Origin of the sequence: Paenibacillus sp. BT-177, assembly GCF_025846815.2 — a bacterium.
Lineage (GTDB): Bacteria > Bacillota > Bacilli > Paenibacillales > Paenibacillaceae > Paenibacillus > Paenibacillus polymyxa_C.
The window spans coordinates 1129020-1153764 of sequence record NZ_JAOYTP010000001.1; the positions used below are offsets into that span (position 1 = coordinate 1129020).

The 24745-nt window shown below is 46.5% G+C and carries 23 protein-coding genes and 1 pseudogene; 10 read left to right on the forward strand and 14 right to left on the reverse strand.

The window, feature by feature from the left end; all coding sequences use genetic code 11:
• Positions 1-159: 159 nt before the first annotated feature.
• Positions 160-1182, reverse strand: a complete 1023-nt coding sequence (locus tag OIU26_RS05220; protein WP_264216153.1) for a substrate-binding domain-containing protein — start codon at positions 1180-1182, stop codon at positions 160-162.
• A gap of 337 nt (positions 1183-1519) precedes the next feature.
• On the opposite strand from OIU26_RS05220, the gene OIU26_RS05225 reads away from it, so the two are divergent.
• Positions 1520-2713: a glycoside hydrolase family 5 protein gene (locus OIU26_RS05225; RefSeq protein WP_264216154.1), complete on the forward strand. Its 1194-nt coding sequence runs from the start codon at positions 1520-1522 to the stop codon at positions 2711-2713.
• 253 nt (positions 2714-2966) lie between these two features.
• Entirely contained in the window at positions 2967-3296 is a 330-nt protein-coding gene (locus tag OIU26_RS05230; protein ID WP_264216155.1) for a hypothetical protein, read from the forward strand.
• A gap of 103 nt (positions 3297-3399) precedes the next feature.
• On the opposite strand, the gene nfi is transcribed toward OIU26_RS05230, so the two are convergent.
• The 3 genes from nfi to OIU26_RS05245 form a co-directional block, all read right to left on the reverse strand.
• Positions 3400-4092: a deoxyribonuclease V gene (gene nfi, locus OIU26_RS05235; RefSeq protein WP_264216156.1), complete on the reverse strand. Its 693-nt coding sequence runs from the start codon at positions 4090-4092 to the stop codon at positions 3400-3402.
• Positions 4093-4174: 82 nt separating this feature from the next.
• Positions 4175-4756, reverse strand: a complete 582-nt coding sequence (locus tag OIU26_RS05240) for an NAD(P)H-dependent oxidoreductase (protein ID WP_025676090.1) — start codon at positions 4754-4756, stop codon at positions 4175-4177.
• A 74-nt stretch (positions 4757-4830) separates the two neighbouring features.
• Positions 4831-5415: a TetR/AcrR family transcriptional regulator gene (locus tag OIU26_RS05245; protein WP_264216157.1), complete on the reverse strand. Its 585-nt coding sequence runs from the start codon at positions 5413-5415 to the stop codon at positions 4831-4833.
• A gap of 294 nt (positions 5416-5709) precedes the next feature.
• Here OIU26_RS05245 and OIU26_RS05250 point away from each other — a divergent pair, with 294 nt between their 5' ends.
• Both OIU26_RS05250 and OIU26_RS05255 read left to right on the forward strand, forming a co-directional pair.
• Entirely contained in the window at positions 5710-5910 is a 201-nt protein-coding gene (locus OIU26_RS05250) for a hypothetical protein (protein WP_264216265.1), read from the forward strand.
• Positions 5864-6100 (forward strand): annotated as a pseudogene (locus tag OIU26_RS05255) (NADPH dehydrogenase); the annotation flags it as partial. The gene OIU26_RS05250 and the pseudogene OIU26_RS05255, both read left to right, overlap by 47 nt.
• Before the next feature lie 39 nt (positions 6101-6139).
• On the opposite strand, the gene OIU26_RS05260 reads toward OIU26_RS05255, so the two are convergent.
• Positions 6140-6631, reverse strand: coding sequence for a DUF4183 domain-containing protein (locus OIU26_RS05260; RefSeq protein WP_264216158.1), 492 nt, complete (start codon positions 6629-6631; stop codon positions 6140-6142).
• Between the two features lie 5 nt (positions 6632-6636).
• Here OIU26_RS05260 and OIU26_RS05265 point away from each other — a divergent pair, with 5 nt between their 5' ends.
• Together OIU26_RS05265 and OIU26_RS05270 are read left to right on the forward strand one after the other, a co-directional pair.
• Positions 6637-6804, forward strand: coding sequence for a hypothetical protein (locus OIU26_RS05265; RefSeq protein WP_264216159.1), 168 nt, complete (start codon positions 6637-6639; stop codon positions 6802-6804).
• 412 nt (positions 6805-7216) lie between these two features.
• On the forward strand, positions 7217-7630 hold the full coding sequence (locus OIU26_RS05270) for a DUF4183 domain-containing protein (RefSeq protein WP_013372504.1): 414 nt from the start codon (positions 7217-7219) through the stop codon (positions 7628-7630).
• A gap of 123 nt (positions 7631-7753) precedes the next feature.
• Here the strand turns inward: OIU26_RS05270 and OIU26_RS05275 are convergent, their stop codons facing one another.
• A complete protein-coding gene (locus tag OIU26_RS05275; protein WP_264216160.1) occupies positions 7754-8491 on the reverse strand; it encodes a cyclase family protein in 738 nt (245 codons plus the stop codon).
• Positions 8492-8935: 444 nt separating this feature from the next.
• Between OIU26_RS05275 and OIU26_RS05280 the strand changes: the two genes are divergently transcribed.
• Positions 8936-10219, forward strand: a complete 1284-nt coding sequence (locus OIU26_RS05280) for a pectate lyase family protein (RefSeq protein ID WP_436449019.1) — start codon at positions 8936-8938, stop codon at positions 10217-10219.
• A gap of 144 nt (positions 10220-10363) precedes the next feature.
• Here the strand turns inward: OIU26_RS05280 and OIU26_RS05285 are convergent, their stop codons facing one another.
• From OIU26_RS05285 to OIU26_RS05305, 5 genes are all read right to left on the reverse strand, one after another.
• Positions 10364-11431 carry an ABC transporter ATP-binding protein gene (locus OIU26_RS05285; protein WP_013372507.1) on the reverse strand — a complete coding sequence of 356 codons (1068 nt, stop codon included), beginning with the start codon at positions 11429-11431 and terminating at the stop codon, positions 10364-10366.
• Between the two features lie 225 nt (positions 11432-11656).
• Positions 11657-13039: a sensor histidine kinase gene (locus OIU26_RS05290; RefSeq protein ID WP_264216161.1), complete on the reverse strand. Its 1383-nt coding sequence runs from the start codon at positions 13037-13039 to the stop codon at positions 11657-11659.
• Positions 13040-13041: 2 nt separating this feature from the next.
• A complete protein-coding gene (locus tag OIU26_RS05295) occupies positions 13042-13752 on the reverse strand; it encodes a response regulator transcription factor (RefSeq protein WP_264216162.1) in 711 nt (236 codons plus the stop codon).
• A 181-nt stretch (positions 13753-13933) separates the two neighbouring features.
• Complete coding sequence (locus OIU26_RS05300; RefSeq protein ID WP_264216163.1) at positions 13934-14392, reverse strand: hypothetical protein; 459 nt, start codon at positions 14390-14392, stop codon at positions 13934-13936.
• A 157-nt stretch (positions 14393-14549) separates the two neighbouring features.
• Positions 14550-20810 (reverse strand): WIAG-tail domain, encoded by a 6261-nt coding sequence (locus OIU26_RS05305; RefSeq protein WP_264216164.1) that lies wholly within the window; start codon positions 20808-20810, stop codon positions 14550-14552.
• Positions 20811-20999: 189 nt separating this feature from the next.
• Between OIU26_RS05305 and fabV the strand changes: the two genes are divergently transcribed.
• Both fabV and OIU26_RS05315 read left to right on the forward strand, forming a co-directional pair.
• A complete protein-coding gene (gene fabV / locus OIU26_RS05310) occupies positions 21000-22187 on the forward strand; it encodes an enoyl-ACP reductase FabV (RefSeq protein WP_264216165.1) in 1188 nt (395 codons plus the stop codon).
• A 297-nt stretch (positions 22188-22484) separates the two neighbouring features.
• Positions 22485-22637 (forward strand): DUF1540 domain-containing protein, encoded by a 153-nt coding sequence (locus OIU26_RS05315; protein WP_017426780.1) that lies wholly within the window; start codon positions 22485-22487, stop codon positions 22635-22637.
• A 73-nt stretch (positions 22638-22710) separates the two neighbouring features.
• On the opposite strand, the gene OIU26_RS05320 is transcribed toward OIU26_RS05315, so the two are convergent.
• Both OIU26_RS05320 and OIU26_RS05325 read right to left on the reverse strand, forming a co-directional pair.
• Positions 22711-23013 (reverse strand): hypothetical protein, encoded by a 303-nt coding sequence (locus tag OIU26_RS05320; RefSeq protein WP_165083162.1) that lies wholly within the window; start codon positions 23011-23013, stop codon positions 22711-22713.
• 93 nt (positions 23014-23106) lie between these two features.
• On the reverse strand, positions 23107-23478 hold the full coding sequence (locus OIU26_RS05325; RefSeq protein WP_013372515.1) for a DUF4190 domain-containing protein: 372 nt from the start codon (positions 23476-23478) through the stop codon (positions 23107-23109).
• A 221-nt stretch (positions 23479-23699) separates the two neighbouring features.
• On the opposite strand from OIU26_RS05325, the gene OIU26_RS05330 reads away from it, so the two are divergent.
• Positions 23700-24287 (forward strand): hypothetical protein, encoded by a 588-nt coding sequence (locus tag OIU26_RS05330; protein WP_025676003.1) that lies wholly within the window; start codon positions 23700-23702, stop codon positions 24285-24287.
• 8 nt (positions 24288-24295) lie between these two features.
• On the opposite strand, the gene OIU26_RS05335 is transcribed toward OIU26_RS05330, so the two are convergent.
• Complete coding sequence (locus OIU26_RS05335; RefSeq protein ID WP_025365561.1) at positions 24296-24646, reverse strand: hypothetical protein; 351 nt, start codon at positions 24644-24646, stop codon at positions 24296-24298.
• Positions 24647-24745: the final 99 nt, after the last annotated feature.

Sequence of the window (24745 nt, forward strand, 5' to 3'; positions counted from 1 at the left end):
TCCTCCCCTCTATTAAGTCGCAGTCATCACTACACTCAGCACTACCAGAAAGGGTATTCATGACTCGAAGCACAAGATCATTATAGCTCTTTATTTTCTTTTTACAATAGAATTCATAAAAACGTTTTCAAAAAAGAAAAAAATACTTATTCCAATTATTCAATTTAACTTTTGGACAGATTCTCTGTGGTTAATGACCGGATTCAATCGGATGATGTCTGACAGCTGCTCATGCTCCTGCTCTTTTTGATCAATTTTATCGAGCAGTAGCCTCGCACTTCTTTTCCCCATTTCAAAACTCGGCTGGGAAACGGTAGTGATCGGCGGATTATAAAAAGATGCAAAGGATACATCATCTATCCCAATCAAGGAAAAATCATTAGGTATGGTCAGATGATTATTTTTGGCATAGATCAGCACCTGCTCCAAAATCATGTCATTCGTAGCAATGATTGCGGTGGGCGGGCTCTCCATGTGAAATAGTTGTCTAATAAGATCAGGCATTTCATCCAGCCTGCCGCTTTTGATATAGTTTTCATGCACGGATATGTCATGTTTGCCGAGCGTATTTCTATAGCCGGACAGCCGCTCACTTCGTGTGGTAATCGCTTTTTTGCCTAGGGGAAACGTGATGATGCCGATGTTTTTGTGACCATGCTCAATCAGTGCTTCAACCGCAAGCTCGCTAGCTTTTTCATTATTTAACAGCACCGTGTCTACGTTGATTTCATCGATTTTTCGGTCCACAAACACGAACGGATAGCCACTTTTGACAAGGGAAACATATAATTTTTTGTTCTCTTCTGTCGGAAAAATAATAAGTCCATCCACTTGCCGAGCGATCATCGACTGGACATACTTTTTCTCTTTGAGCGAATCATCATCAGTATTGCAGACAATGACCTGGACATTTTCCAGTTGGCATTCATCTTCAATTGCGCGCACGATTTCTGTTGTAAATCTCGACAAAATAGTTGAAGAAATAACCCCCACAATAAAGGTCTTCTTTTGCTTGAGACTGCGCGCCACCTCATTGGGAATATAACTGAGCTCCTCAATCGCTTGCTCAATCTTCTTCTTGGTGCTTTCACTCATATAGTTGTATCTTTTATTCAGAAACTGTGAAACTGTGCTCTTCGACACCCCTGCACGTTCTGCGACTTCTTTCATCGTGGTTACCATGATTCCCCCCCTTTCTATATTGCGTATTAGGCATGTGTTCATTTTCAACTCTGTATGTACTCTACAACCTGTATGTAATGTGAATTTCCTTTATTATATACCTTCTTTTACAGGAGGAAAATATAATAAATGTGAGTTGGAACGTGCCTCACCCCATAATCCAGCCCCACAAATGCTAGACCCCCTAACCTAAATATCCCTTGTCGCAAAACTAATAATTTTGAACGAAATCTTAAAAATATACAAATTTTATGAACTTGTTTGATGGTAGATTTGAACATAAAATGAAACTGTAATCGGTTACAATATCATTTATATAAAGGAGGAAGCAAAAATCATGAAGAAAAAAGGGTTGAAAAAAACATTTTTCGTCATTGCCTCCCTCGTCATGGGCTTCACACTGTATGGGTACACTCCACCTTCGGCAGATGCAGCCAGCGTGAAAGGATATTATCATACCCAAGGAAACAAGATTGTAGATGAATCCGGGAAAGAGGCCGCATTTAACGGTCTGAACTGGTTTGGTCTAGAAACCCCTAATTACACTTTGCATGGACTGTGGAGCCGCTCAATGGACGACATGCTGGATCAGGTGAAGAAGGAAGGTTATAATCTCATCCGTCTGCCTTACAGCAATCAGTTATTGGATTCCAGCTCTCGTCCGGACAGTATTGATTACTACAAAAATCCTGATCTGGTCGGATTGACTCCGATTCAAATTATGGACAAGCTGATCGAAAAAGCTGGACAACGCGGTATTCAGATTATCCTTGACCGTCACCGCCCAGGCTCAGGTGGACAATCCGAGCTATGGTATACCTCTCAGTACCCTGAGTCCCGCTGGATCAGCGACTGGAAGATGTTAGCTGAACGTTATAAAAACAATCCTACCGTCATTGGTGCAGATTTACACAACGAACCACACGGTCAGGCAAGCTGGGGAACAGGCGATGTTTCCACTGACTGGCGTCTCGCGGCGCAACGTGCAGGGAATGCCATTCTGTCCGTGAATCCGAATTGGCTGATTCTGGTAGAAGGTGTGGACCATAATGTACAAGGCAACAACAGCCAATATTGGTGGGGCGGCAACCTGACAGGTGTAGCCAACTATCCTGTCGTTCTGGACGTACCGAACCGTGTCGTCTATTCACCACATGACTACGGTCCTGGTGTGTCTTCGCAGCCATGGTTCAACGATTCAACCTTCCCGTCCAACCTGCCAGCAATCTGGGATCAAACCTGGGGCTACATCAGTAAGCAAAACATAGCTCCGGTGCTGGTCGGTGAATTCGGCGGTCGCAATGTTGATTCGTCTTCCGCTGAGGGTAAATGGCAAAATGCACTCGTAGACTATATTGGTGCAAATAACCTGTACTTTACGTATTGGTCCCTGAATCCGAATAGCGGCGATACAGGCGGTCTGCTGCTGGATGACTGGGTTACCTGGAATCGTCCGAAGCAGGACATGCTGAGCCGGATTATGAAACCTGTAAATTTCATAGCGGAGCAAGCGAAAGCAAGCGCCGAATAGGCACAGGACTTCAATCCGTTTATTAAAAAAGCCGATTTTTCCTCCTTCAGTCCAGCTTGTGCTGGGACTACGAAAAGGTGGAGAAACGGCTTTTTTCATTTTCCAGTTTTACACATTGTAAATTCCCTAATGAATGGGTCATATTGTAAACTAAATCTCTCTTTTAACCGATACATACATATGTTGGATGTGAAAATCATTTCGACGAGAGACTCACCATGAACGTAAACATAATTAGGAAGGAAGTTTTCATGTGATTATTTGGAAGGGCTTTGGTATTTTAAATATCATTATTCCAGGAATTTTATTCGTTATTGTCGGCAGTTTAGTATCCGCTCTTGGGCTTGACTCCATAGATTCCCGGCTGCCGATGGCTTTTGTGTTCATTGTGTCGGGAGTTATTATCTGGTATTTGGGTAAAGCACTTAACACCGACTCGGACAAGGTGCTCGTTGATATGGAAACAGGACAACGCTATCGAATGGGAACCCAGCACAGTCTGTTTTTTATCCCTATGCATTATTGGGGCCCTGCCGGTCTAGCGATCGGATTTATTTTAATCGTTGCATCGATATTTATATAACGTTGATTGTAAAACATGAGCTATTCCAAACACCACAATGCGAGCTAGTTGCTCCACTGTGGTGTTTTTCCCTTATGTAGATGGATTATGATCAGATACTCCCCTAGTTTATTTGTGATAAAGCTTTTCTCACAAGCTGGTCAGCTTGTCGAGTGGTCTCAGGTAAGCGATATTGTGAACAAAGCTTTAATATCCAGTTGCAGGCCGTTTCTAATGAAATACGATGCCCTAAAGATACAAACAAAGGTTTAATGTTGTCCTGGGTTCTTAACGCCCCGCCGATAATCTCCTCATGATCCATTAATAACGAACATGCCCCTCGTTCTCGAGAGGGCTCTTCGAATTCACCCCATAGCCTCGTTTTACCACATCCAATTGTAGGAATATCAAATATAACACCTAAATGACTAGCTAATCCGAATCGTCTAGGATGGGCAATTCCTTGTCCATCACAGACCACCAGCTGGGGAGAGGTCTTGATTTGCTTCAATGCTTTGACTATAGGCGGCAGCTCCCTGAATGAAAACAATCCGGGGATGTAGGGAAAATGGACAGCATCTTCAACCACTATGGATTCCACTACTTGTAATGAGCTAGCATCTAAAATCACGATGGCCGCAACTAAGAGATCACTTTGTTCACTGTATGCCACGTCTACCCCAGCAACATATTGAATTTCAGGGAATCGATCTTCTTTTGTAACTTTTAAAGATAACTCCTGCTGTAATTTCACCGCTTCTTTTTCATCTAGATCCCATTCATGATTTATGATTGGTTCCATTTTTCTGTGCCTCATTTCTATCCTCTTAGAATGCAGTTTTCCGAATGTCCTCTATATGTTAATGGATCAGCGTGTTTGCTATTGAGATGGCGAAAACCTAGCTCATGCTTCGTCCTAGCTGCTCAACCTTGCTCAGCCATTCGTTACGCTGTTGCTCTGTCCTCTTATTCATGAGATCAATGGTTGTAGAACGTACTGGTTTGACTCCACATAAATGTAACGTGGAATCCTTCATCATGCGATGCCCAGGCTGTCCTTGGAAAAATCGGTAATACCAGTGCGGACCATCCATCGTGCTGATAAGGCGGGCTGTTCTTCCCTTTAAAAGCTTGTCAGGCAAGGGTTTTCCTTTTTGATATTTAAACGCGAATCCCGGCATAAAGGTACGGTCAATAAATCCCTTCATTAACGCAGGCAAGCTGCCCCACCAGATCGGAAAGACAAAAACGAGATGTTCTGCCCATTTAATCCATTCCTGTGCTTGAATCAAATCAGGTTCTAGCGGCAATTTATTCCGATATCCACCTGATAGATTTGGATTAAACTCCAACGCGGACAGCTGCAATAAGCGAACCTCAGCCCCTGCGCCTTCGGCTCCTTTTACATAGGCTTGAGCCAGCGCTTCTCCATAACTGTCAGCGACCGGATTCCCCTGAATCACCAATATTTTTTTAGACATATAAGCCACTTCCTACCTTCATATTATGATTTTAGTTAGAAAACACTAACTTTATATTTAAAAAGAAAAGGTCACTACTGACCTTTACTTAATAAAGCAGTTAAACGTTGTTTGATCTCTACGGCAAATGGAACCAGCTGCTGTGGAAGTTCACCTTCCAGGCTAGACACGGACAAGCGTGTAATGGCTCCAATGATGAGCACACCGGATAGCTGAGCATTCTGCTTCGTAAGTTCCCCTTGTTGAATTCCCTGTTCGATGAATTCAGTCAACGCCTCCAGCGGCTGACGGACATTTTGGCTCTGGCTTGCTTCAACATACAACTCATGATGCTGTGACAGTAAAAGCAATCCATATTGGTCCTCATCATGCATATTCAGCACTTCATCCACCAGTTGGTGGAAACGACTGAGAAAGCTCCCATTCTGCTTGCGATAAAAGTCAATTAAGGTGGTATAGCTATTACAATACTGCCCGAATACCTCCAAGGCCATCGCGTCTTTACTCTTAAAATGCTTATAAATCGCAGCATCTGTCACACCGGCAGCCTCTGCAATTTCTTTGACCGAAATCCCATCAATTCCTTTGGTTGCAAATAAGCACATCGCTGCCTGCAGAATATCCTTCTTTTTACTGTCTACATGTGTTTTCTTATTCATAGGATTATAGTAAGTGATTGCTAACCAAATTGCAAATCATATTTATACAGTTTCAACCTGTCTGTATGCTTGAATTTAAAATCCATCGTAATAAACCTAAAATACCATGTTTTTATAAGTGAATGGTCATAAATACGTTAAATGATACGTGTATCGCCTCATTTTATTCCTATAAAATACATATGTAACCGAATAAAAGCGGGCGTTCTGAACCGTAAATAAAGAGGACGGAAAAGCAACCGATTGGCATACGCTGCATTACGGCGCTCGGCGCTAGGACAAGTCGGGCTAATCATGCTTGAAGTGCATGCAGTCACCCAGCAGGGAAAAGATTCGGGCAGCCTTGGCATATGGAGCGACGAGCACATTTCCCCGCTGCAAAAAGTGGTGCAGGCCATCCATGACCAAGGCTCTAAAGCCGGTCTCCAGCTTTGGCATGTCGGACGCTCCTGGCTACCAAGTGCCTTACTCGGAGACTATTCGTCAGGCTGCTGATATAGCTACCGCGGCCGTAGGATTGATTACTCACGATATTCATGCCGAGGAAATTTTGCGTAATGGTCGGGCGGATCTGGTTGCGGTAGGTCGGGAACTGCTGCGTAATCCATTCTGGCCCAGACAGGCAGCCGAGCAACTTGGTGTTCGTATTGAAGGACCTGCACCCTATAACCATTTTTGGTTATAAAATATTGTCCATCACATAAAGCGTTCATCGCGAGCAATGTCATGCACTGTATCGCACACTAAATTGAACAATTTCCACAATAATAGGTGTGCCGGAGGAAATAGTCTCCCCTTCGCCGAGGTGAATCGTCAGCGATGAAGGTGTCAAGCTGAACAACGTTCTTTCTTGTAACATCCCGTTAATATACAGATTGGCATAACTATTGCTTCCGACATGAAACCTCTGAAAAGCCCCCTGCACACCATCTACAGAAAATTGATCCGCCATAATCGTAACTGAAGATTCAATCGGATCAGGAGTAAAATAAAAATACCGCTCAGCCCTAGGGGCAATTTCAACATTGGAGATGTCAGGAGCCGGACCAGTTGGACCAGTTATACCTTGGGCTCCCGTAGGACCGGGTACACCCTGTGCTCCAGTAGGACCGGGTATGCCCTGTGCTCCGGTAGGGCCTGGTATACCCTGTGCCCCGGAAGGACCAGGTGCGCCTGTTGCGCCTGCACGACCTGGAGCTCCAGCTGGACCGGGCACTCCAGGTGCCCCCTGTATTCCGGCTGGACCCTGTATTCCTGGTATTCCAGGTGTTCCCGGTACGCCGGGCGCTCCTGTCACCCCGGCTTCGCCCGGCATTCCTGCTGAACCCAGTAGACCTTGCTTTTCTGTCTGCCCCGATCCCCTCCTCCGCTTGGCAGGAGTATTTTTGAAGCGAGGGTGTATAATAATTAGCTTTGGATGCTTTCGGGCATGCAACCCTGTTTTTGTTTTACCTTTGAGTGGGTACCTGGGTTTACACTTTTTACATTTGTTAATCTTGCAATGTATCGTTCTCTTTCCTTGCCTCCTTAGTGATGCATCGCGTCTTTTCATAACAGCCGTACACACCTCCTCCTCTCATGCTTATGTATTGTATGCACATCTCCCATTAGGGTCTTAGGCATTTGTAGCATGCAGATTCCAAGTATTCGCTTTCATTTTTTGCGCAGTAAAATAGGGCTTTCTCCATTTACCCTATTATTAATAGGAAGGTTCATATGCCGTTTCCGAATAGGTTGAAAAATCATTTATTGATTAAGAGCCAGCAGTGGCTCATACCAGTAAAGAAAGGAGATAAAAACGATGCCCATCATAAAACCTGTATACACAGCAGTAGCTACTGCTCCAGTAGCTACTGGTGGTGCCATAAGCACGACTGTAACCCCAGCCGTGACTCGTTTTTTTGCAACCATTACAGCCGGGATGATCGGAGCAACAACAACAACTATTCCTGCTGCCAGCTTCGTAGATGACGCCGATGCTCCAGTCGTTGCCCTCCCAACATTAACGGCTACTGATTCTGCTAATTATTATATTAACGGAGTTATTCAGCAGAGCTCCTTATTCACCCTAACCACGGCAAGTCTGGTCATTGCCTCCGTAGATATTACACCAGGTGTCCCCGCTGTCATAGAAATATCTGATTTTAGCGGCACAACTTCTACTATCACAACTCAGCCTACCATCTCTGCCCCTACCGTAACGATTATCACATAAGGCGTTTCAATGATTTTGAACCAAGCCGGACTGAATGGTCATTCACGCTGTACACTACCCCGTATATGCTAGAAAAAGACCGATTCAGATGTCCAGATCTGAATCGGTCTTTTAAGCTCAAGATTAAGGCAAAATAGCAAAGGAGCGCACCGGAAATCCCGGAGAATCCTGAATGCTCGGTACAATATTATAAATGACTGCACCCTTCGGGGGCAGCTTGTCCAAATTCATCAGCACCTCAACTTGATATCGATCCTGCTCCAATATGTAATATTCTCCTACCAGCTTGCCCTCTTTTCGATAAGCTACAGAGGAGTCAGTATCCAGTGTTTCATGTCCAATAGCAGCAACATTTCGTTCCTCTACCAAAAAGCGCAGCGCATCCAGCGACCAACCCGGGCAATGTGCATCTCCAGCGTTGTCCTTGTTCGAGAAGGCATCAGGATCAGGCCAACGCTTGCTCCAATCACTACGAAAGGCGACAAAGGACTGATCGGCAATGCGTCCGTGCTCTTTTTCAAAATCCAGAATATCCGCAACCGTAAGTTCATAGTCGGAATTGGCTGCAACGGCTGCTGAACGGTCAATGACAACCAGCGGCAAAACCAGTTCCTTCAACGAAAGCTCATGTAAATAACGTTTACCCTTCACAAAATGAACGGGGGCGTCGATATGAGTTCCATATTGCCCTGGAAAGCAGTATTGTTTTACAAAAAAGCCATCGTCGTGGGTAAACAGGGTATCCACCTGAACATTATCGAAAACCGGAAAATGGGGAATTTCGGGATAAAAGGCATGGGACAAGTCCACCCACTCTTTTTGCTTCAACAATTTCAGGATATCTGCTAAATGCTCTGCCATGATGCCCATTCCTCCTCAGCTTTATTACAAGCATTGTACCTGAGGATGCTGCAAAAATCCATAAATCCCCTGTCGTTCCCCTACGCATTTTGGTTTTGAAATCGTTAACATTACGAGAAAAATCATTCAATTTTCCTTTGCTTTAATATGAAGATGAACAGACTGATTTTGAAAGAAATTCACCAGGAAAATTCCATATATTCATATATACATTTTCTATTCGATATGATTGTTAACGTTTTCATTCTGGTATATGCGTTTTGATTGGAAAAAGAAGGGCTCTATTGAATTATATAAAAAATTCGACAAAAATTTTAGTATGTAACTTTTATTATATTAACAAATACTGGAACACAAAGTATGATAGAACATGTAGAAACTACAGGAGCACCCGGGACTCCCTTCGTTCGTCTACTCCATTTATCCAATATACGGAGGTATTTTATGAAAAAGAGATTTTCACTCGGAATCGCAGCCGTGTTACTGTTCGCTACTCTGGCTCCTATGGGTGCACCTGCTCATGCAGCCAGTGATATTGGCAAGGAGACACTTGGCAGCAAAAACGGCTGGGCCGCCTTTTCTACTGGCACAACAGGTGGAGCTACTGCTACTTCCTCCAATACTTTCACCGTAACGAACCGTAAACAACTCGTCGATGCGTTAGGCAAAAGCAGTAACACTACACCTAAAATTATTTATGTCAAAGGTACAATCAATGCCAATGTCGATGACAATAATAAACCGTTAGGATTGAACGATTACAAGGACTCTAAGTATGATTTCAATGCGTATCTCAAGGCATACGATCCGTCTACATGGGGGAAAAGGGTTCCTTCTGGTACATTGGAAGATGCACGTAAGGCATCACAGAAGAATCAAGCCAGTCGTATCGTTATTGAAATTCCATCCAATACAACGATTGTCGGTCTGGGCAACAATGCCGTCATTAATGGTGCAAACTTTCAATTAAAAAAGGGTACAGACAACGTCATTATCCGTAATATTGAGTTTCAGGATGCCTACGATTATTTCCCACAGTGGGACCCAACTGATGGCAGTACAGGCAACTGGAATTCAGAATATGACAGCATTACAATTAACGGAGCTACGCATGTATGGGTGGATCACAATACGTTCAATGACGGGGCTCACCCCGATAGCGGAAACGGCACCTTCTACGGTCAAGAATACCAGCATCATGATGGACTGCTCGATGTGATTAACCAAGGTGATCTGGTTACCATTTCATACAATCACTTTTACGATCATGACAAAACATCCATTATCGGCAACAGCGACAGCAAAACAGCGGATGAAGGGACTTTACGTGTAACCCTGCATCACAATTATTATGAGAATACAGTACAACGCACACCGCGCGTACGTTATGGACAAGTCCATCTATATAACAATTACTATACAGGTGATGTAAAACGCTCTGAATACCCTACACTGTATATATGGGGCGCGGGCAAAGCCTCTAAAATCTTTGCTGAAAACAATGTCATTGACGTTGCGGGACTGTCCGCAGCCAAAATTGTGACTGTTTTTGGTGGAACTGCCCTGTCAGACACTGGCACACTTCTGAATGGACAGGCCGTAAACGCAGGCTCCAGCGCGGGGCTTAGCTCCTCTGTAGGCTGGAAGCCATCCTTGAACGATAAAATTTCCCCATCCGCCAGCGTGAAGACAGAAGTCACTTCCCAAGCCGGTTCCGGCAAGTTGTAAGCGCTGCCGTCTAATACAAATCACCACAGACTCATACAACCTGTGGTGTTACACCAAAAAGGCTGTTACTCCGTAATATTAATTCACACGGAGAAACAGCCTTTTTTTATTTATTATTTGATTATTTACAAATGATATCGTGCTTTAACTGCCGTATTGTTCAACTAAAACTGGCTTTTCAAATGCGTTATCCAGCTTGCGAAGTTTAGCCTTCACCGCTTCTGGTGGCTCAACCGCAGGTGCATCTGGATGAAGCAGCCATGATTTCACAAAGTGTGTATCAGACAATTGATAGAGTGGAGGCTCTTTCTCAAAGTCAATTTTCATGGCATAAGAACTACGGGCTGCAAAAGCATCCCCTACAGGTGGGTGAAGCAGATCCGGTGGTGTTCCCGGGATCGCAGCCAGCTTCTGACCATGGCTGTCCAAACTAGGCATGGAAGCGAGGAGTCCCCATGTATATGGATGTTTTGGGTTATAGAAAATTTCATTAACCGTACCTGTTTCCACGATTTGCCCTGCATACATAACAGCAACGCGATCCGCCATCTTCGCCACAACACCGAGATCATGAGTAATAAAGATGATAGAAGTATCAATTTTTTTCTGAAGATCCTTCATCAGTTCCAAGATTTGAGCTTGAATGGTTACATCCAACGCAGTCGTCGGCTCATCGGCAATCAGAAGTTTCGGATTAGCAGCCAATGCCATTGCAATGACGACACGTTGACGCATACCGCCACTAAATTCATGCGGATATTGGTTAAAACGCTGTTCAGGATGTGGAATACCTACCAGATTCAGCAACTCAATGCCCCGCTTGCGAGCAGCGTCCTTGGATATCTTTTCATGCTTGAAAAGCACTTCCGTGATCTGCTTACCGACTTTCATCGTCGGGTTAAGTGAAGTCATAGGGTCCTGAGAAATCAGACCAATTTCCTTACCACGAATTTTTTGCATCTGCTTTTCCGTTTTATTAATCAGCTCTTGTCCGTCAAACATAATTTGACCCTTTTGATAAACGCCCGGAGGAGTCGGGATCAGCTTCATAACAGCTTGTGAGGTTACGCTTTTGCCTGAGCCGGATTCACCGACAATCGCCAGCGTCTCTCCTTTATTGACATGAAAGTTTACGCCACGAATGGCCTGCACTAGTCCCTGACGGGTCTTGAAAGATATCGTTAAGTCCTTCACTTCCAAAAGGCGGTTCATCTCATCACTCTTTCATTTATTATTCATCACTATTATTGACCACTATCTAAAAAAACGACGTTCATGAGTCAAGGTATATACGAATAATTTTACTCATTTTAGTACCTGCCAGTCAAGCAATATCTAAAATATCACCAAAAACCTATCATGAAATGTCATATTAATGGCACATTTTAGCGAAAAATTGATCATTTTTAACCATTTTTGCCTCATTTATAACATGCGTCATGACATGCGTTGAATGTAGCTGAAGCGTGCCCCACCTAATGGCGATCGTGTACAAAGTAATTCTCCATTCAGTCGGGAGGCTATTTGACGGCAGATGGCCAATCCTAGTCCCGTCGCACCATTTGATCCGGTATAGAATCTTCCGAACACCTCGGCTGCTTCAGATTCGGTTAGACCTTCCCCATCATCATCTACATGCATAACCCACACAACCTCCGGTGTTGTCCCCGTCTCCAAATGAATGACTACCTCTGTGGAGGTGTGTCGAACTGCATTTTGCAGCAAATTCAATATCATACGGAATAATTGCTCGGCCGGAACGGCCACATGCAGACCCTCTCCCTCCACTCGTAGCGAGATAGAGCGTTCGCTGGCCATCGGCATCAACAGATGAACAGCGTCCTCCGCCATACTTCTCAGATCAATCAAAGAGACGGGCCATTCCTCATTCAACGCCTCCAACCTCGATAGCTGAAGCAACTTTTCCACCATATCAATTAATCGCTGGGATTGCACTTTAATAATGCTCAGTCCCTCGTCCTGCGATACTACTTGATCCTGAATGGCATATACATAGCCTTGAATGGACATTAACGGTGTCCTTAGCTCGTGTGATACATTTTGTAGAAATTCAATTTGGCTGTGGTGGTGCTGCTGAATGCGGGCGGACATGGAATGAAAGGTGCCTATCAGTTCGCCAATTTCGCTTTTGTCCGCCTGCGGAAAATCACTATCCTGCGGCTGATTCGGCTCATAGTTGCCTACCGCCTCTTTCAATCGCTTGAGCGGACGCACCAGACGTGAAACAACCATCAGACCAATAACGAGAATCACCAGAAAACTCGCGACGATTGACAGCAGCGTAGTTCTCATTAATGGTACATAGAGTGCTCTCAAAGAAGATAAGGGTGAGTATACAAAGATCCGAAAAGGTTGTCCGGGCAATTCTTCATTCGTAAACAGTATCTTTTTACCTTGAAGGACAGCAACGCCTTCATGTGTAGTAACCAGATCGTCGTGGGCAGACGGATGAACCGATGCAAAAAAGCCCTGGCGGGTCAAAAGCAAACGCTCGAGCTTTTTGCCTTCCATTCCAGAGACGCTGGAGTCGATGATGCGGTTATCCGTGCTTAAAATAAAGTAATCGGCAGATAAAAGCACACCCTTGATAACATAGTTAAGTTCAGCATTATCCAGTCGATCAAAGCCCCCGTCACTCATAATATGGACGGCTTTGCGTGCCTGCTCATGGAGCTTGGATTTGGCCTGATTCACCAGAATGTCGTCGATGAGCCTGATAAATAAGACCACCGTAATACAGACAGTAATCAGCATGGCAATGGACAGGGACAGCAGAATTTTGGCTCTCATCGTACGCATGGCTACATCTCCTGAACCGTTGCTTTATATCCAAATCCCCATACCGTGTTAATGACAAGCGTGGAATGGTATTCTGCCAACTTTTTGCGAATACGTTTGACCAGATCATCTACGACTCTCACATCACCTATAAAGTCATAGCTCCACACTTGCTGAATCAAATGCTCTCTGCCAAAAGGCCGTTCCAGATGATTCGCAAGAAACAGCAACAGATCGAATTCACGTGAGGTCAAATTTAACGTTTGACCGTCTACTGTAACTTTACGAAAGTCAGCAAAAATGCACAGATTGCCTGCATGGCAAAGATTTGTGCTCTCTGCTGCTTGCTTGTCATCGGATGCAGAAGTCCCCGCCTTGCTCAGTCTCAGCATCGCTTTGACCCTTCCCACCAGCTCTCTTGGATTAAAGGGCTTGGTCAAAAAATCACTGCATCCCAATTCCAGCCCGTGGATACGGTCACTTTCCTCTCCGCGCGCGGAGATCATAATGATCGGCATTTCTGTAAACTCACGAAGCTGAGTCAATAGAGAAAGTCCGTCAATGCCCGGCATCATAATATCAAGCACGAGGCAATCTGGACTGTTTGTTCGGATATGCTCTACCAATGTTTTCCCACTGGAAAAGGAAGTTACCTCGTAGGACTCTTTTTTCAAATATTCAGATATTAATTGCAAAATGAACACATCGTCATCTACTACTACTATTTTTGTCATGGCCTTAACCCCTTGCCGTTGTTCTGGATGCTGGCATCCTTTCTTTAAGCTTAACAGAAGCCCAGCAGAATAGACAAAAGACGGGTATACCGTTCCCGGTCCCGTCTTTTCTTATCATGAATCGCTGCTGTATATGCCAGGTGAACTGAAAGCTAACTACACTTCTACCTTATTTTCTACCTTATTTTTTGTTTGTTACTACTTTAGCTGCTGCTTTTGGAGCTGTTTTAGCTGGGACTGCTTTTTTTACTGGAGCTTTATGGGTTACTTTTTTAGCTACAACATGTTGTGCACGAGTTTTATGTGCCGCTACCTTGCGTTGAACAGCCTTATGTTTTTTCGCATGATGTTTAACTGTGCGGTGTTTTGCTTTCACTGCTTTTGCTTTGTGACTTGCCACTTTTTTCGCACTGGCTTTTTTGGCAGGAGCTTTTTTAACAGGTGCTTTCACCACAGGTGTTTTCGTTGCAGGCGCTTTTGACGGTGTTTTGCTAGCAGGAGTCGTAACCGCAGGAGCTTTGATGGCTGGTGCAGTGGTGACTGGAGTTGTGGTTGCTGTAGCGGCGAATGCGCTGCTTGCTCCTCCCAGTACACTTACTACGGTCAATACGGCTGCTGCATTTTTAGTCCATTTTTTCATGATTGAATCACCTCTCCTTTAAAGTATCTTTAGCTTATCAGGAGAATTCGGGATAATTGTGGAGCAAATATGTGAAAAGTATATGAAAAAGCGTGCAGCTCTGTATCTGAAAAATACATGAGTCTGCACGCTATAAATGTTGCAACCATCATCTCCACTAACCGATGGCAATCCAGGAAACAATACCGTAGTTATGCGCGGTTTCACTCCACTTGGTTACAACGATCACCGCTCCATTAGTCGTCTGGGATTTCAGTGTTGCATGAAAGAGAGGATGGTTCGTCATCGCTACCAACGTGTAGTCCGGGTTCACAAATGGCTCCCCAAATACAATGGTTACTTCTGTCTCTCCTTCGCTTCCCTTTAAAAGAAACGGCGCTCTGCCAAACTGCTGCAATGCAGGCTGATTTGTACAAGTACGGACCGGGGTGATGCTCAAATGCTCTGGTTTCACTGCGTTCAGTTCCAGCTCACGTGAGCCCACGGAACCTTCTACCAGATGATGACCTTCGATGCTCTGCTCTGCCACATGATGACTTTGTATCGCAGCAGCTTGTAGATGCTTCGGACCTACAGCTTCTGGACTCAGCACCTCACTGTCGACGACCTGATCCTGCAGATGGCTGCGGGATATACTGTTTGCCTGAAGTTTGTCGCCACTGATTCCTTCCTCAGGCAAAAGTCCCGAGAGATGAATATCTGTGGACAATTGATTCAGTGTTACTGAGCCGGGTTTCAGATGGTGCGAATCAATGACTTCCTCTGCAATATGGTGGCCTTCAATTGCCTCCTCAGCCACATGGCGGGACTCCACCGTTCCATCTGCGAGTTTGCCGGACGTCACCGCTCCATCCCGTATAGCTTGCTCTGACACCGCCTGCCAGCCGATATGCTGTGACTGAATAGCTCCTGCTTGCAAATGCTCGGATTGGACAGAATCCGGTGAAATGTGGCGGGACTGCACTGCCCCCTCTGCCAGTGCTGACTCTTGAATCGCTCCATCGGACAAATGCTGGGCTTGCACGGCATGTTCTGTCAAATGTACAGAGCTTACGCTGGCTTCCGCCAGATTCGAAGCTCGCACCGCCCGAAGCGCAAGCTTCTCAGCGTTCACGCTGCCTGCCTGGAGCGCGTGAACAGATACACTCCCTGGCGCAATATGCTGGATCGTCACTGCCGAAGGCTGCAAGTGGGCTGAGGTGACGGATTCCGGCGCCAGATGGCTCGACTGGATGGTCTCTTCTGCCAAATGATGGGCTTGCACGGCTTCGTCCGTAATGTGCCACGGCTGTACGGAATGTGGAGATATTTTGGTAGCTGTCACGACCTCATCTGCCAGTTTATCGGACGTAACAGACTCATCCTGCAGAGCATTAGTCGATATCGACTGGTATGCCAGATGCTCGCCCTGAATGGTTCCGGGGTGCAGATGGTGCGGCTGGATCGATTCCGGGGCAATATGCACGGATTTCACTGCCCCCTCGGCTAGCGACGTATCCTGTACTGCACCGATTGCCAGATGCTGGGTGTGTACCGACTGTGCAGACAGATGGGACGGGCCAACGCTGTCTTCCGCCAGATTCGTTCCTTGCACCGAGTGGGCTGCCAGCTTCTCCGAGGTGACGCTTTCCGCTTGTAACGCACGGCTAGACACACTATCCGGGGCCAGATGGCTCGCAAGTACCGCCGAAGAGTGCAAGTGGGCTGAGGTGACAGATTCCGGTGACAGATGGCTCGACTGGATGGTCTCTTCTGCCAAATGATTGGCTTGCACTGCTTCGTCCGCAATGTGCCACGGTTGTACCGAGTGAGCCGACAGTTTGGCAGCAGTCACACCCTCATTCGCTAATTTATCAGACGTAACAGACTCATCCTGTAATGCATCGGTCGATATCGACAGGGATGCCAGATGCTCGCTCTGAATAGTTCCAGGGTGCAGGTGATGCGGCTGGATGGATTCCGTGGCAATGTGTACCGACTTCACTGCCCCCTCGGCTAGCGCTGTATCCTGCACTGCGCCGACTGCCAAATGCTGAGTGTGTACCGACTGTGCAGATAAATGCGAAGAACTGACGCTGTCTTCCGCAAGATTCGTCCCTTGCACCGAGCGTGCTGCCAGTTTTTCCGAAGTGACGCTTTCCGCTTGTAGCGCAAGACCGGATACACTATCCGGCGCCAAATGACTCGCAAGTATCACCGAAGACTGTAAGTGGGCTGAGGTGACAGATTCCGGCGCCAGATGACTCGATTGAACGGCCTCTTCTGCCAAATGATTAGCTTGCACTGCTTCATCTGTAATGTGCCACGGCTGTACCGAGTGAGCCGACAACTTAGCGGCAGTCACACCCTCATCGGCCAATTTATCAGATGTCACAGACTCATCCTGTAAAACATCAGTCGATATCGACTGAGATGCCAGATGCTCGCCCTGAATGGTTCCAGGGTGCAGATGGTGTGATTGGATTGATTCTGGAGCGATATGCACGGATTTCACTGCTCCCTCTGCCAACGCTCTATCCTGTACCGCTCCGGCTACCAGATGCCGGCTGTGTACGGACTGTGCAGACAGATGGGACGGGCCGATGCTGCCTTCCGCAAGATTCGTCCCTTGTACCGAGCGCGCTGCCAGCTTTTCCGAGGTGACGCTTTCCGCCTGTAGTGCACGACCGGATACACTATCTGGCGCCAGATGACTCGTAAGCACTGAGGAAGCCTGCAAATGGCGAGAGGTAACGGATTCGGAAGCCAGATGGCTTGACTGGATGGCTTCTGCTGCCAAATGATTTCCTTGCACTGCTTCGTCTGTAATGTGCCACGGCTGTACCGAGTTGACCGACAGCTTGGCGGCAGTCACACCCTCATCCACCAATTTATCGGAGGTAACAGACGCATCCTGCAAAGCATCGGTCGATATGGCCTGGGATGCGATATGCTCGCCCTGAATGCTTCCTGTGTGCAGGTGATGCGGCTGGATGGACCCCGCGGTAATGTGTACCGACTTCACTGCTCCCTTTGCCAGCGTTGTATCCTGTACTGCGCCAGTTGCCAAATGCCGGGCGTGTACCGACTGTGCAGACAAATGTGACGGGCCGACGCTGTCTTCCGCAAGATTCGTTCCTTGCACCGAGTGGGCTGCCAACTTTTCCGAGGTGACGCTTTCCGCTTGTAGTGCACGGCCGGACACACTATCCGGGGCCAGATGGCTCGTGAGCACTGACGAAGACTGCAAGTGGGCTGAAGTGACACTTTCCGGTGCCAGATGGTTCGACTGGATGGATTCTGCTGCCAAATGATTTCCTTGCACTGCTTCGTCTGTAATGTGCCACGACTGTACGGAGTGGGCCGACAGCTTGGCGGCAGTCACGCCCTCATCTGCCAGTTTGTCAGATGTCACAGACTCATCTTGTAAAGCATCGGTCGAAATGGCCTGGGATGCAATATGCTCGCCCTGAATGATTTCAGTATGCAGATGGTGTGGTTGGATCGATTCCGGGGCAATGTGCACGGACTTCACCGCTCCCTCTGCCAGCACTCTATCCTGTACCGCTCCAGCTGCCAAATGCCGCGTGTGTACGGACTGCACAGATAGATGTGAAGGGCCGATACTGCCTTCTGCAAGGTTCATTCCTTGTACCGAGCGGGCTGCCAGCTTTTCCGAGGTTACACTTTCCGCTTGAAGTGCACGACCGGACACACTATCCGGAGCCAAATGTCTCGTAAGCACCGAGGAGGCCTGCAGGTGCACCGAGGTGACCGCTCCAGATGCCAGATGGGTCGAGTCCACAACCGCTACGGCCAAGTGGTTGCTTTGTACAGCTTCATCCATAATATGCCCGGACTGCACTGCATGGGCTGACAGCTTGGTAGAGGTTACACTTTCCTCTGATAGTTTGGCAGAGGTAACCGCTTCATCCTGTATGGAAGGAGTCGCTATCGCCTGCAATGCAATATGCTCTCCTTGAATGATCCCGCTTTGCAAATGCTCGGATTGGATGGATTCTGCTGCAAGATGCTCAGACTTCACAGCATTCTGGGCTATTATCGTTTCCTCTACTGCTCCTGCGGCCAAATGTTTAGTTTGTACAGACTGTGCAGCCAAATGCCCAGGGCCCACGCTATTTTCCGCCAGATTGGAAGCCTGCACAGCCCGAGCCGCCAACTTCTCGGAAGTGACGCTTTCCGACTGAAGGGCATGGCCGGACACACTATCTGGGGCGAGATGTTTGGTTTGGACCGAAGCAGACTGCAAATGGTTGGAGGTGACGGATTCCGGCGCGAGATGATTCGCCTCCACTGCTTCAACAGCCAGATGGTTGCTCAGTACTGCTTTATCCGTAATATGCCATGGCTGCACCGAACGAGCAGACAGCTTGGAGGAAGTGACACTGCCCTCAGCTAACTTAGGCGCAGTAATCGCCAAATCATTAATTTTATCCGTAGCCACACTTTCCGGCGATAGTTTCAACGAAGTAACGGCATGATCCTGCAAATGGTGGGAGTATACCGCTCCACTGGCCAAATGCGCGGTTTGAACAGCGCCTTCATCTAATATGTCTGCAGTAACGGACTGTTCCTGCAACGCTGCGGTTCCGACACTGTTTTCCCCAAGGTGCTTGCTCTGTACAGAGCTTTGGGCCAAATGGGTGGAATCAACTGCTTGAGCCTGTAACGCCTTTCCGCCCACACTATTGTCGGCAAGGTGGTTTTCACGGATGACTCCGGATGCAATGTGTACGTGGTTAACGGCTTGAGACGCAATTTTATTGCCGGTGACCGCCCCTGTACCGATTTTAGATTCTATCACTGCTTCATCAGCGATTTTGTCAGACTTAATAGCGCTCGGAGCAATGTGATTTTCCTTGACAGCCTGATTCGCCACATGATGATCCAGAACTGCACTCTTCCTTATTTTCTCGCTTGTCACAGCCCCGGCATGCAAATGTTGCTCCGTAACCGCCTCAGGTGCAATATGATCTTTCCGAATAATTTCGGATTGAAGATGCACGGAAGAGACTGCCTCCGGAGAAATCTGAGCTCCTTGTATGGCTGCTGTTGCAATATGTCTGGTAAGTACTGCTTCATCGGCAATTTTGTGTGGGAGAATGCTCTGATCCGATATTTTGGATGAAGTGACGGATTGATCGACAATTTGCAATGAGCCTACAGACTGATCTGCCAGTTTATTGGATTGAATACTCCGATCTGCGATATGCCGGGCTGTCACTTGGCCCGTTCCAAGCTGCTCTTCCCCAATGGAGCCAGGACTGAGATGCTTTCTTTCAATCGCTCCTGCCTGAATGTGCGTACTGGTGACTGCCTCAGACTCCAGATGACGCCCGCTGACAACACCTTCCTCCAATTGTTCCCTGCCCACAATTCCGTCGGATAGCTGCTTGCGATTAATCGAACCCGGAGCCAGATGCCGGGCATGAACGGCATGCTCGGTCAGGTGTGCGCTCTCAATGCTGCCTGCCTGGATTTTAGTTCCATCCACAGCCCCATCCCGCAGTTTGGAGGTGGTCACAGACTGATCGCCCAGCTTGGAGCTATCAACAGCTTCATTCGCCAAATTGTTCGATTGAATCGTACCGCTGCGAATTTTATCGGAGGTGACCGACTGATCTTGAAGCATATCTGAAGACACGATCCATTGCTTGAAATGACGGCTTTCAATCGAGCCATTGGCAATATGATCGCCGCTGATAATTTTATCCGCCAGCTTTTCTGGAGTGATGCTGCCATCACGAAGTTTTTCACCACTAATAGAGCGATCCTGCAATTTACTGCCTGCCACTGATGCGTCCGACAGATGCTCGACCGTAATGGAGTCGGGAGCAATCTTCGAAGCAGTCACAGCACCGTCAGCTATTTTAATTGTATGAACAGCATAATCTGCTAGAAATTCCGTTTGGATACTCTCTTGTTTCAGCTTGCTGGAATCTATGGAAGCGGGAGCGATCTTTTCACCTGTCACAGCGAAATCACTCAAATCGTCTGTATAGATGAAAGCATTGTTTACATGCGGAGCCTTCTTATTGTTCAAAATTTCTTCCACATCAATTGGATCAGGTTCTGGTTCTGGCTCTGGTTCCGGCTCCGGTTCTGGATCTAGTTCTAGCTCTGGTTCTAGCTCTGGCAGTGGGGGTTCTTCCATCAAAGCTGGAGTCTCCTCTACATCTGCAACCTCAATTTCTTTCTCGTGCAGAGCCTCGACTTCAGGCTCGACAACTGTCTGTAGCTCCGACTCCTCTGTAGTTGGGGGAGGCGGAGAAGCAACTTGATGAAGTCTTGCTTCTGTCTCCCTCTCCGCAGGCAGTGGTTTTGAGCGTTGTATCATATTTAACTCATTCATATCCGGGTCAATTACACGATAGAGCGGCTTTTTGTTTCTGTTGGTTTTGCGGCTCTTGTTCTTCAAGCAGCTCTCTCCCTTCTCATGTTTATCGTTACAGCATCATATGCAGACTCTTAGGCACTTGCCACCCTGTACAGAGATTCACTTTTGGGTAAAAAGGAAACTTACTGAAATCCACATTTGAAAAAAAATTGTTAAAAGTTAAAATAGTAAGGGTGAAGATTGCTACAAGAAGAGAGGAACTACAATAACATGATTATCAAACCAAGAACACGTGGCTTTATCTGCACCACTGCTCATCCGGTGGGCTGTGCCCAACATGTTCAGGAGCAAATTGACTACGTACAAGACCGTCCTGCTATCCAGGGACCTCGTAATGTGCTTGTGATCGGGGCATCGGCCGGATATGGGTTGGCTTCTCGAATTACGGCCGCTTTCGGTGCGCGTGCCAATACAATTGGCGTGTATCGTCCTAGCAATGCTACGGCTACACGCACAGCATCAGCAGGCTGGTATAATTCTGCTGCATTTGAAAAAGCAGCTCAGGATGCTGGGCTTAAATCTTTAAGCGTGACAGGAGATGCCTTCTCGGATGAGGTCAAAGCCAAAACGGTGGAAGCCATTCGCGAAGAACTGGGACAAGTCGATCTGGTGGTTTACAGTGTTGCTTCAGGTCGCCGTACTAATCCCCGCACAGGCGAAACATCTAATTCCGTGCTCAAACCTATTGGTGAGCCTTACACGAATAAGACCGTTAACTTTCACACCGGTGAAGTCAGCAGCGTGACGCTCGAACCGGCAACAGAAGAAGAAGTACAGGGGACTGTAGAGGTTATGGGCGGTGAGGATTGGAAATTGTGGATTGACGCCTTGCGTGCAGGCGGCGTGCTCGCTGATAACGCCACTACCTTCTCTTTTTCGTATATCGGTTCAGATATTACCCAAGCCATCTACCGAGAAGGCAGTATCGGAAGTGCAAAAGATCATCTGGAGGCGACAGCTCGTCAGCTGAACGACCAGATGAAAACCACGGGTGGACGCGCCTTCGTCGCAGTCACCAAAGGACTTGTTACCCAATCCAGTTCGGCCATCCCTGTCGTTCCTCTGTATATTTCCGCTTTATATAAGGTGATGAAGGAGAAAGGGCTGCATGAAGGGTGCATAGAACAGAGCTACCGCCTGTTTGCCGAGCGTCTGTATGCACCAGAAACTGCGGTAGATCAAGAAGGTCGTATTCGCATTGATGATTGGGAACTGCGCGAGGATGTGCAGGCAGAAGTAGCGAAAATATGGGAGGAACTGACGACCCATAATATCTATGAATTGTCCGATCTTGAAGGATATCGTCGCGAATTTTTCCAGCTGTTCGGCTTTGAGTTCGAGGGTGTGGACTATGATGCTGATATTGATCCGATCGTAAATATTCCTAACGCACGCTAAGTCTTTTAGTGCTGCCATTCTGTTAGAAAAATATAAAAAAGCTGTCTCTGGCAGAAGAACATCTCTTCTGCACAAGGACAGCTTTTTGTTTTCTAACTAAAAAGGAACACTTGTGTCTATTTTGAACTGCAAAATGTGTAAATATTGCAATTTTAAAATTCATTTGATATTGTACAAGTAGGCATAGCAAAATCCCTCTTCTTACCAAGAGGGTAAGCACAGTTGGACAAGTCCTACCTTGACTGACCGTGATTATTTTTGCTCAGCCCATCACATCCCTGTAAGGAGGTGAACAATATGGCAAAAGACGTTCTGTGCGAAGTCAACTCATGCACGTACTGGGCTCAGGATAATAAATGCAGCGCAAGCTCTATTTATATCGTAAGCAACAAGCCTGCAAACACTCACACGTCCGAAGAAACAGACTGCAAAACCTTTGAAGCAAAATAGACCTTAGTTTTCAAGCCAAACCATAGCTTTATCATGAAGGAGCCCCTGCCAGGGTTCCTTCTTTCTTATGATTCTAACAAGAATGATAATTATTATCAAGTTCTTTTTGGCCTATGTTATGGAAAATGCTATCCGCTCCTATACATTCACTTCCTCGAAGTTTTTCGACTTCGCTTAAGACAAAAAAAGAAGCGTCACCCTGAACGAGTCGCTTCTTGTGCTTGACCTTTTGTAATTGTTCCTGCTTGGTTGGCTTCATTCGCGTGTGCTGTGAAATTTCGCCATAATGATCATTCGTTTTGCGGCTCTGTGCCGCGCAATAGATCCCGGCGCGTTTCGCCTTGCTTAACGCCTTTTGTGTTTGAGTACGTGCCATAAAGCTTCACTCTCCTTGATTGGACTCCCTGTATCATAGCATCCAATAGGCAAATCGTGAATGGTTTGTCTGACTCAAACATTCTTTAATTCATTAAATGTCTGAAAAAATATCTGGATCGCCACTGGAGGCCGCCACAACAAAAACAATAACCAAGAAAATAATAATCAGTGCATAAATCAGTGTGCCGATAATACTACATACCAGTCCAGCAATGGCCATACCTCTGCCTTGCTCGCCATGACGGTTAATTTCCTTCAGGGAAAGACTGGACAAAATAATACCCACAATTCCGATAATCAACCCAAGATAGGGAATGACAACAGATAAAATCCCGAGCACCATCGAGGCAACAGCTTTACTGTTTGTAGGTGGAACTACTGGGGGCTGGTTAAATGGAGCGTTATAATCGTTCGGCTCCTGAAAAGGATCGGAAGATCGAGGCTCCTTGTACAAGTCACTCATCTGTTTAATTCAACTCCAATAATTATAATAGCAATATATAAGTTCTAGGGTACCACAATCTTACAAATCAGGACAGTACTTATTTCAATTTTTTAAATTAGAACGTTAAAAAGAAGAAGCGTAGCATCTTAGCACTTTTTGAGATAACCGGGCATACAGTACTGTACCTATTACAGATAAATTACGCTCCAAGAGAGCATCCTGCCAAGGAGGACGGAGCTATGTTATATCGTGGAACAGCCCGCAGAAAGGGCTCGTCTCACCAACGTTTACATGCAGAGACACTTCGGAAAATATCCGCCGCCATGCTGCCATTTTACAAAGCTATTGCAACCCAACGTGCTTTTGCCGTCCAATGGTCACGAGCTGTCGTTCAGGGTAATTTGGATCGGATGAAATCCCTTCTCTGCTCGGTAGCGCCATTTGCCGCCAAACAAGGCTTAGGTACGAATGGGATTGGCTACTTTGTTTCCTTTTTAGCTCAGCCGCCGATGCTCTATTACACGAACGGTACGACGATTCCACCCGGGACGGTGCAGTTTACATTTGAGCCAAAGGTTCATCGCGCCATTGCCAAAGCCGTTTTTCCGCTGTATCGCGAATTGGCACGCAATGAATGCTTTGCTTCTGCCCTAGCCAAAGCGATCAACAGGCAAGACCAGCGTGCAGTTCATGTAATGATCCGTAGTTTAATTCCATCCTCTGCGCTAAAATCTGTAGACATTGAGGATGATGGTTTTGCATTGCTTTTTAAGTATCCCTTTAGTAAGTACCCCTATCGCAATCTACTTTTTCGAGAGTTCACTTAAAAAGGTTGCTACAAGCGCACTTGCTTAAGTTCTTCAATGAGCTCTTTTCCCATTTGTATAGCCATGTCTGTCAGCACTCGGATTTCGTCCTTGGTTGCATGATCCAAATGCGTCCCGCAGCAAATGGCGAAGTTACCCGCAAACTCTTTACGCAAGCGAACTGCAATTTCTTCAGTAATATAAAATTCCTTGTGGTTTTGCAATTGCACGGTTTGAATCGGCTCAAGCCTAGCCCCTGCAGTAATCGTCCCCAAGTGAGGCTGATCACCGCCTGATATGAGCACAACGATATCTTCTCCCATAAAATAGGCATCCAGCACAAGACGGATACGTCCGCTTTCTTTTTCCAAATGAATCATATGATCCTCTCCTGCTAAAAAATATTATTGTGAAACGATTCACTTCATAGAGTACCATTCATTGTATCGCTTCCTGAACTGTTGGACAAATTTAAAAAG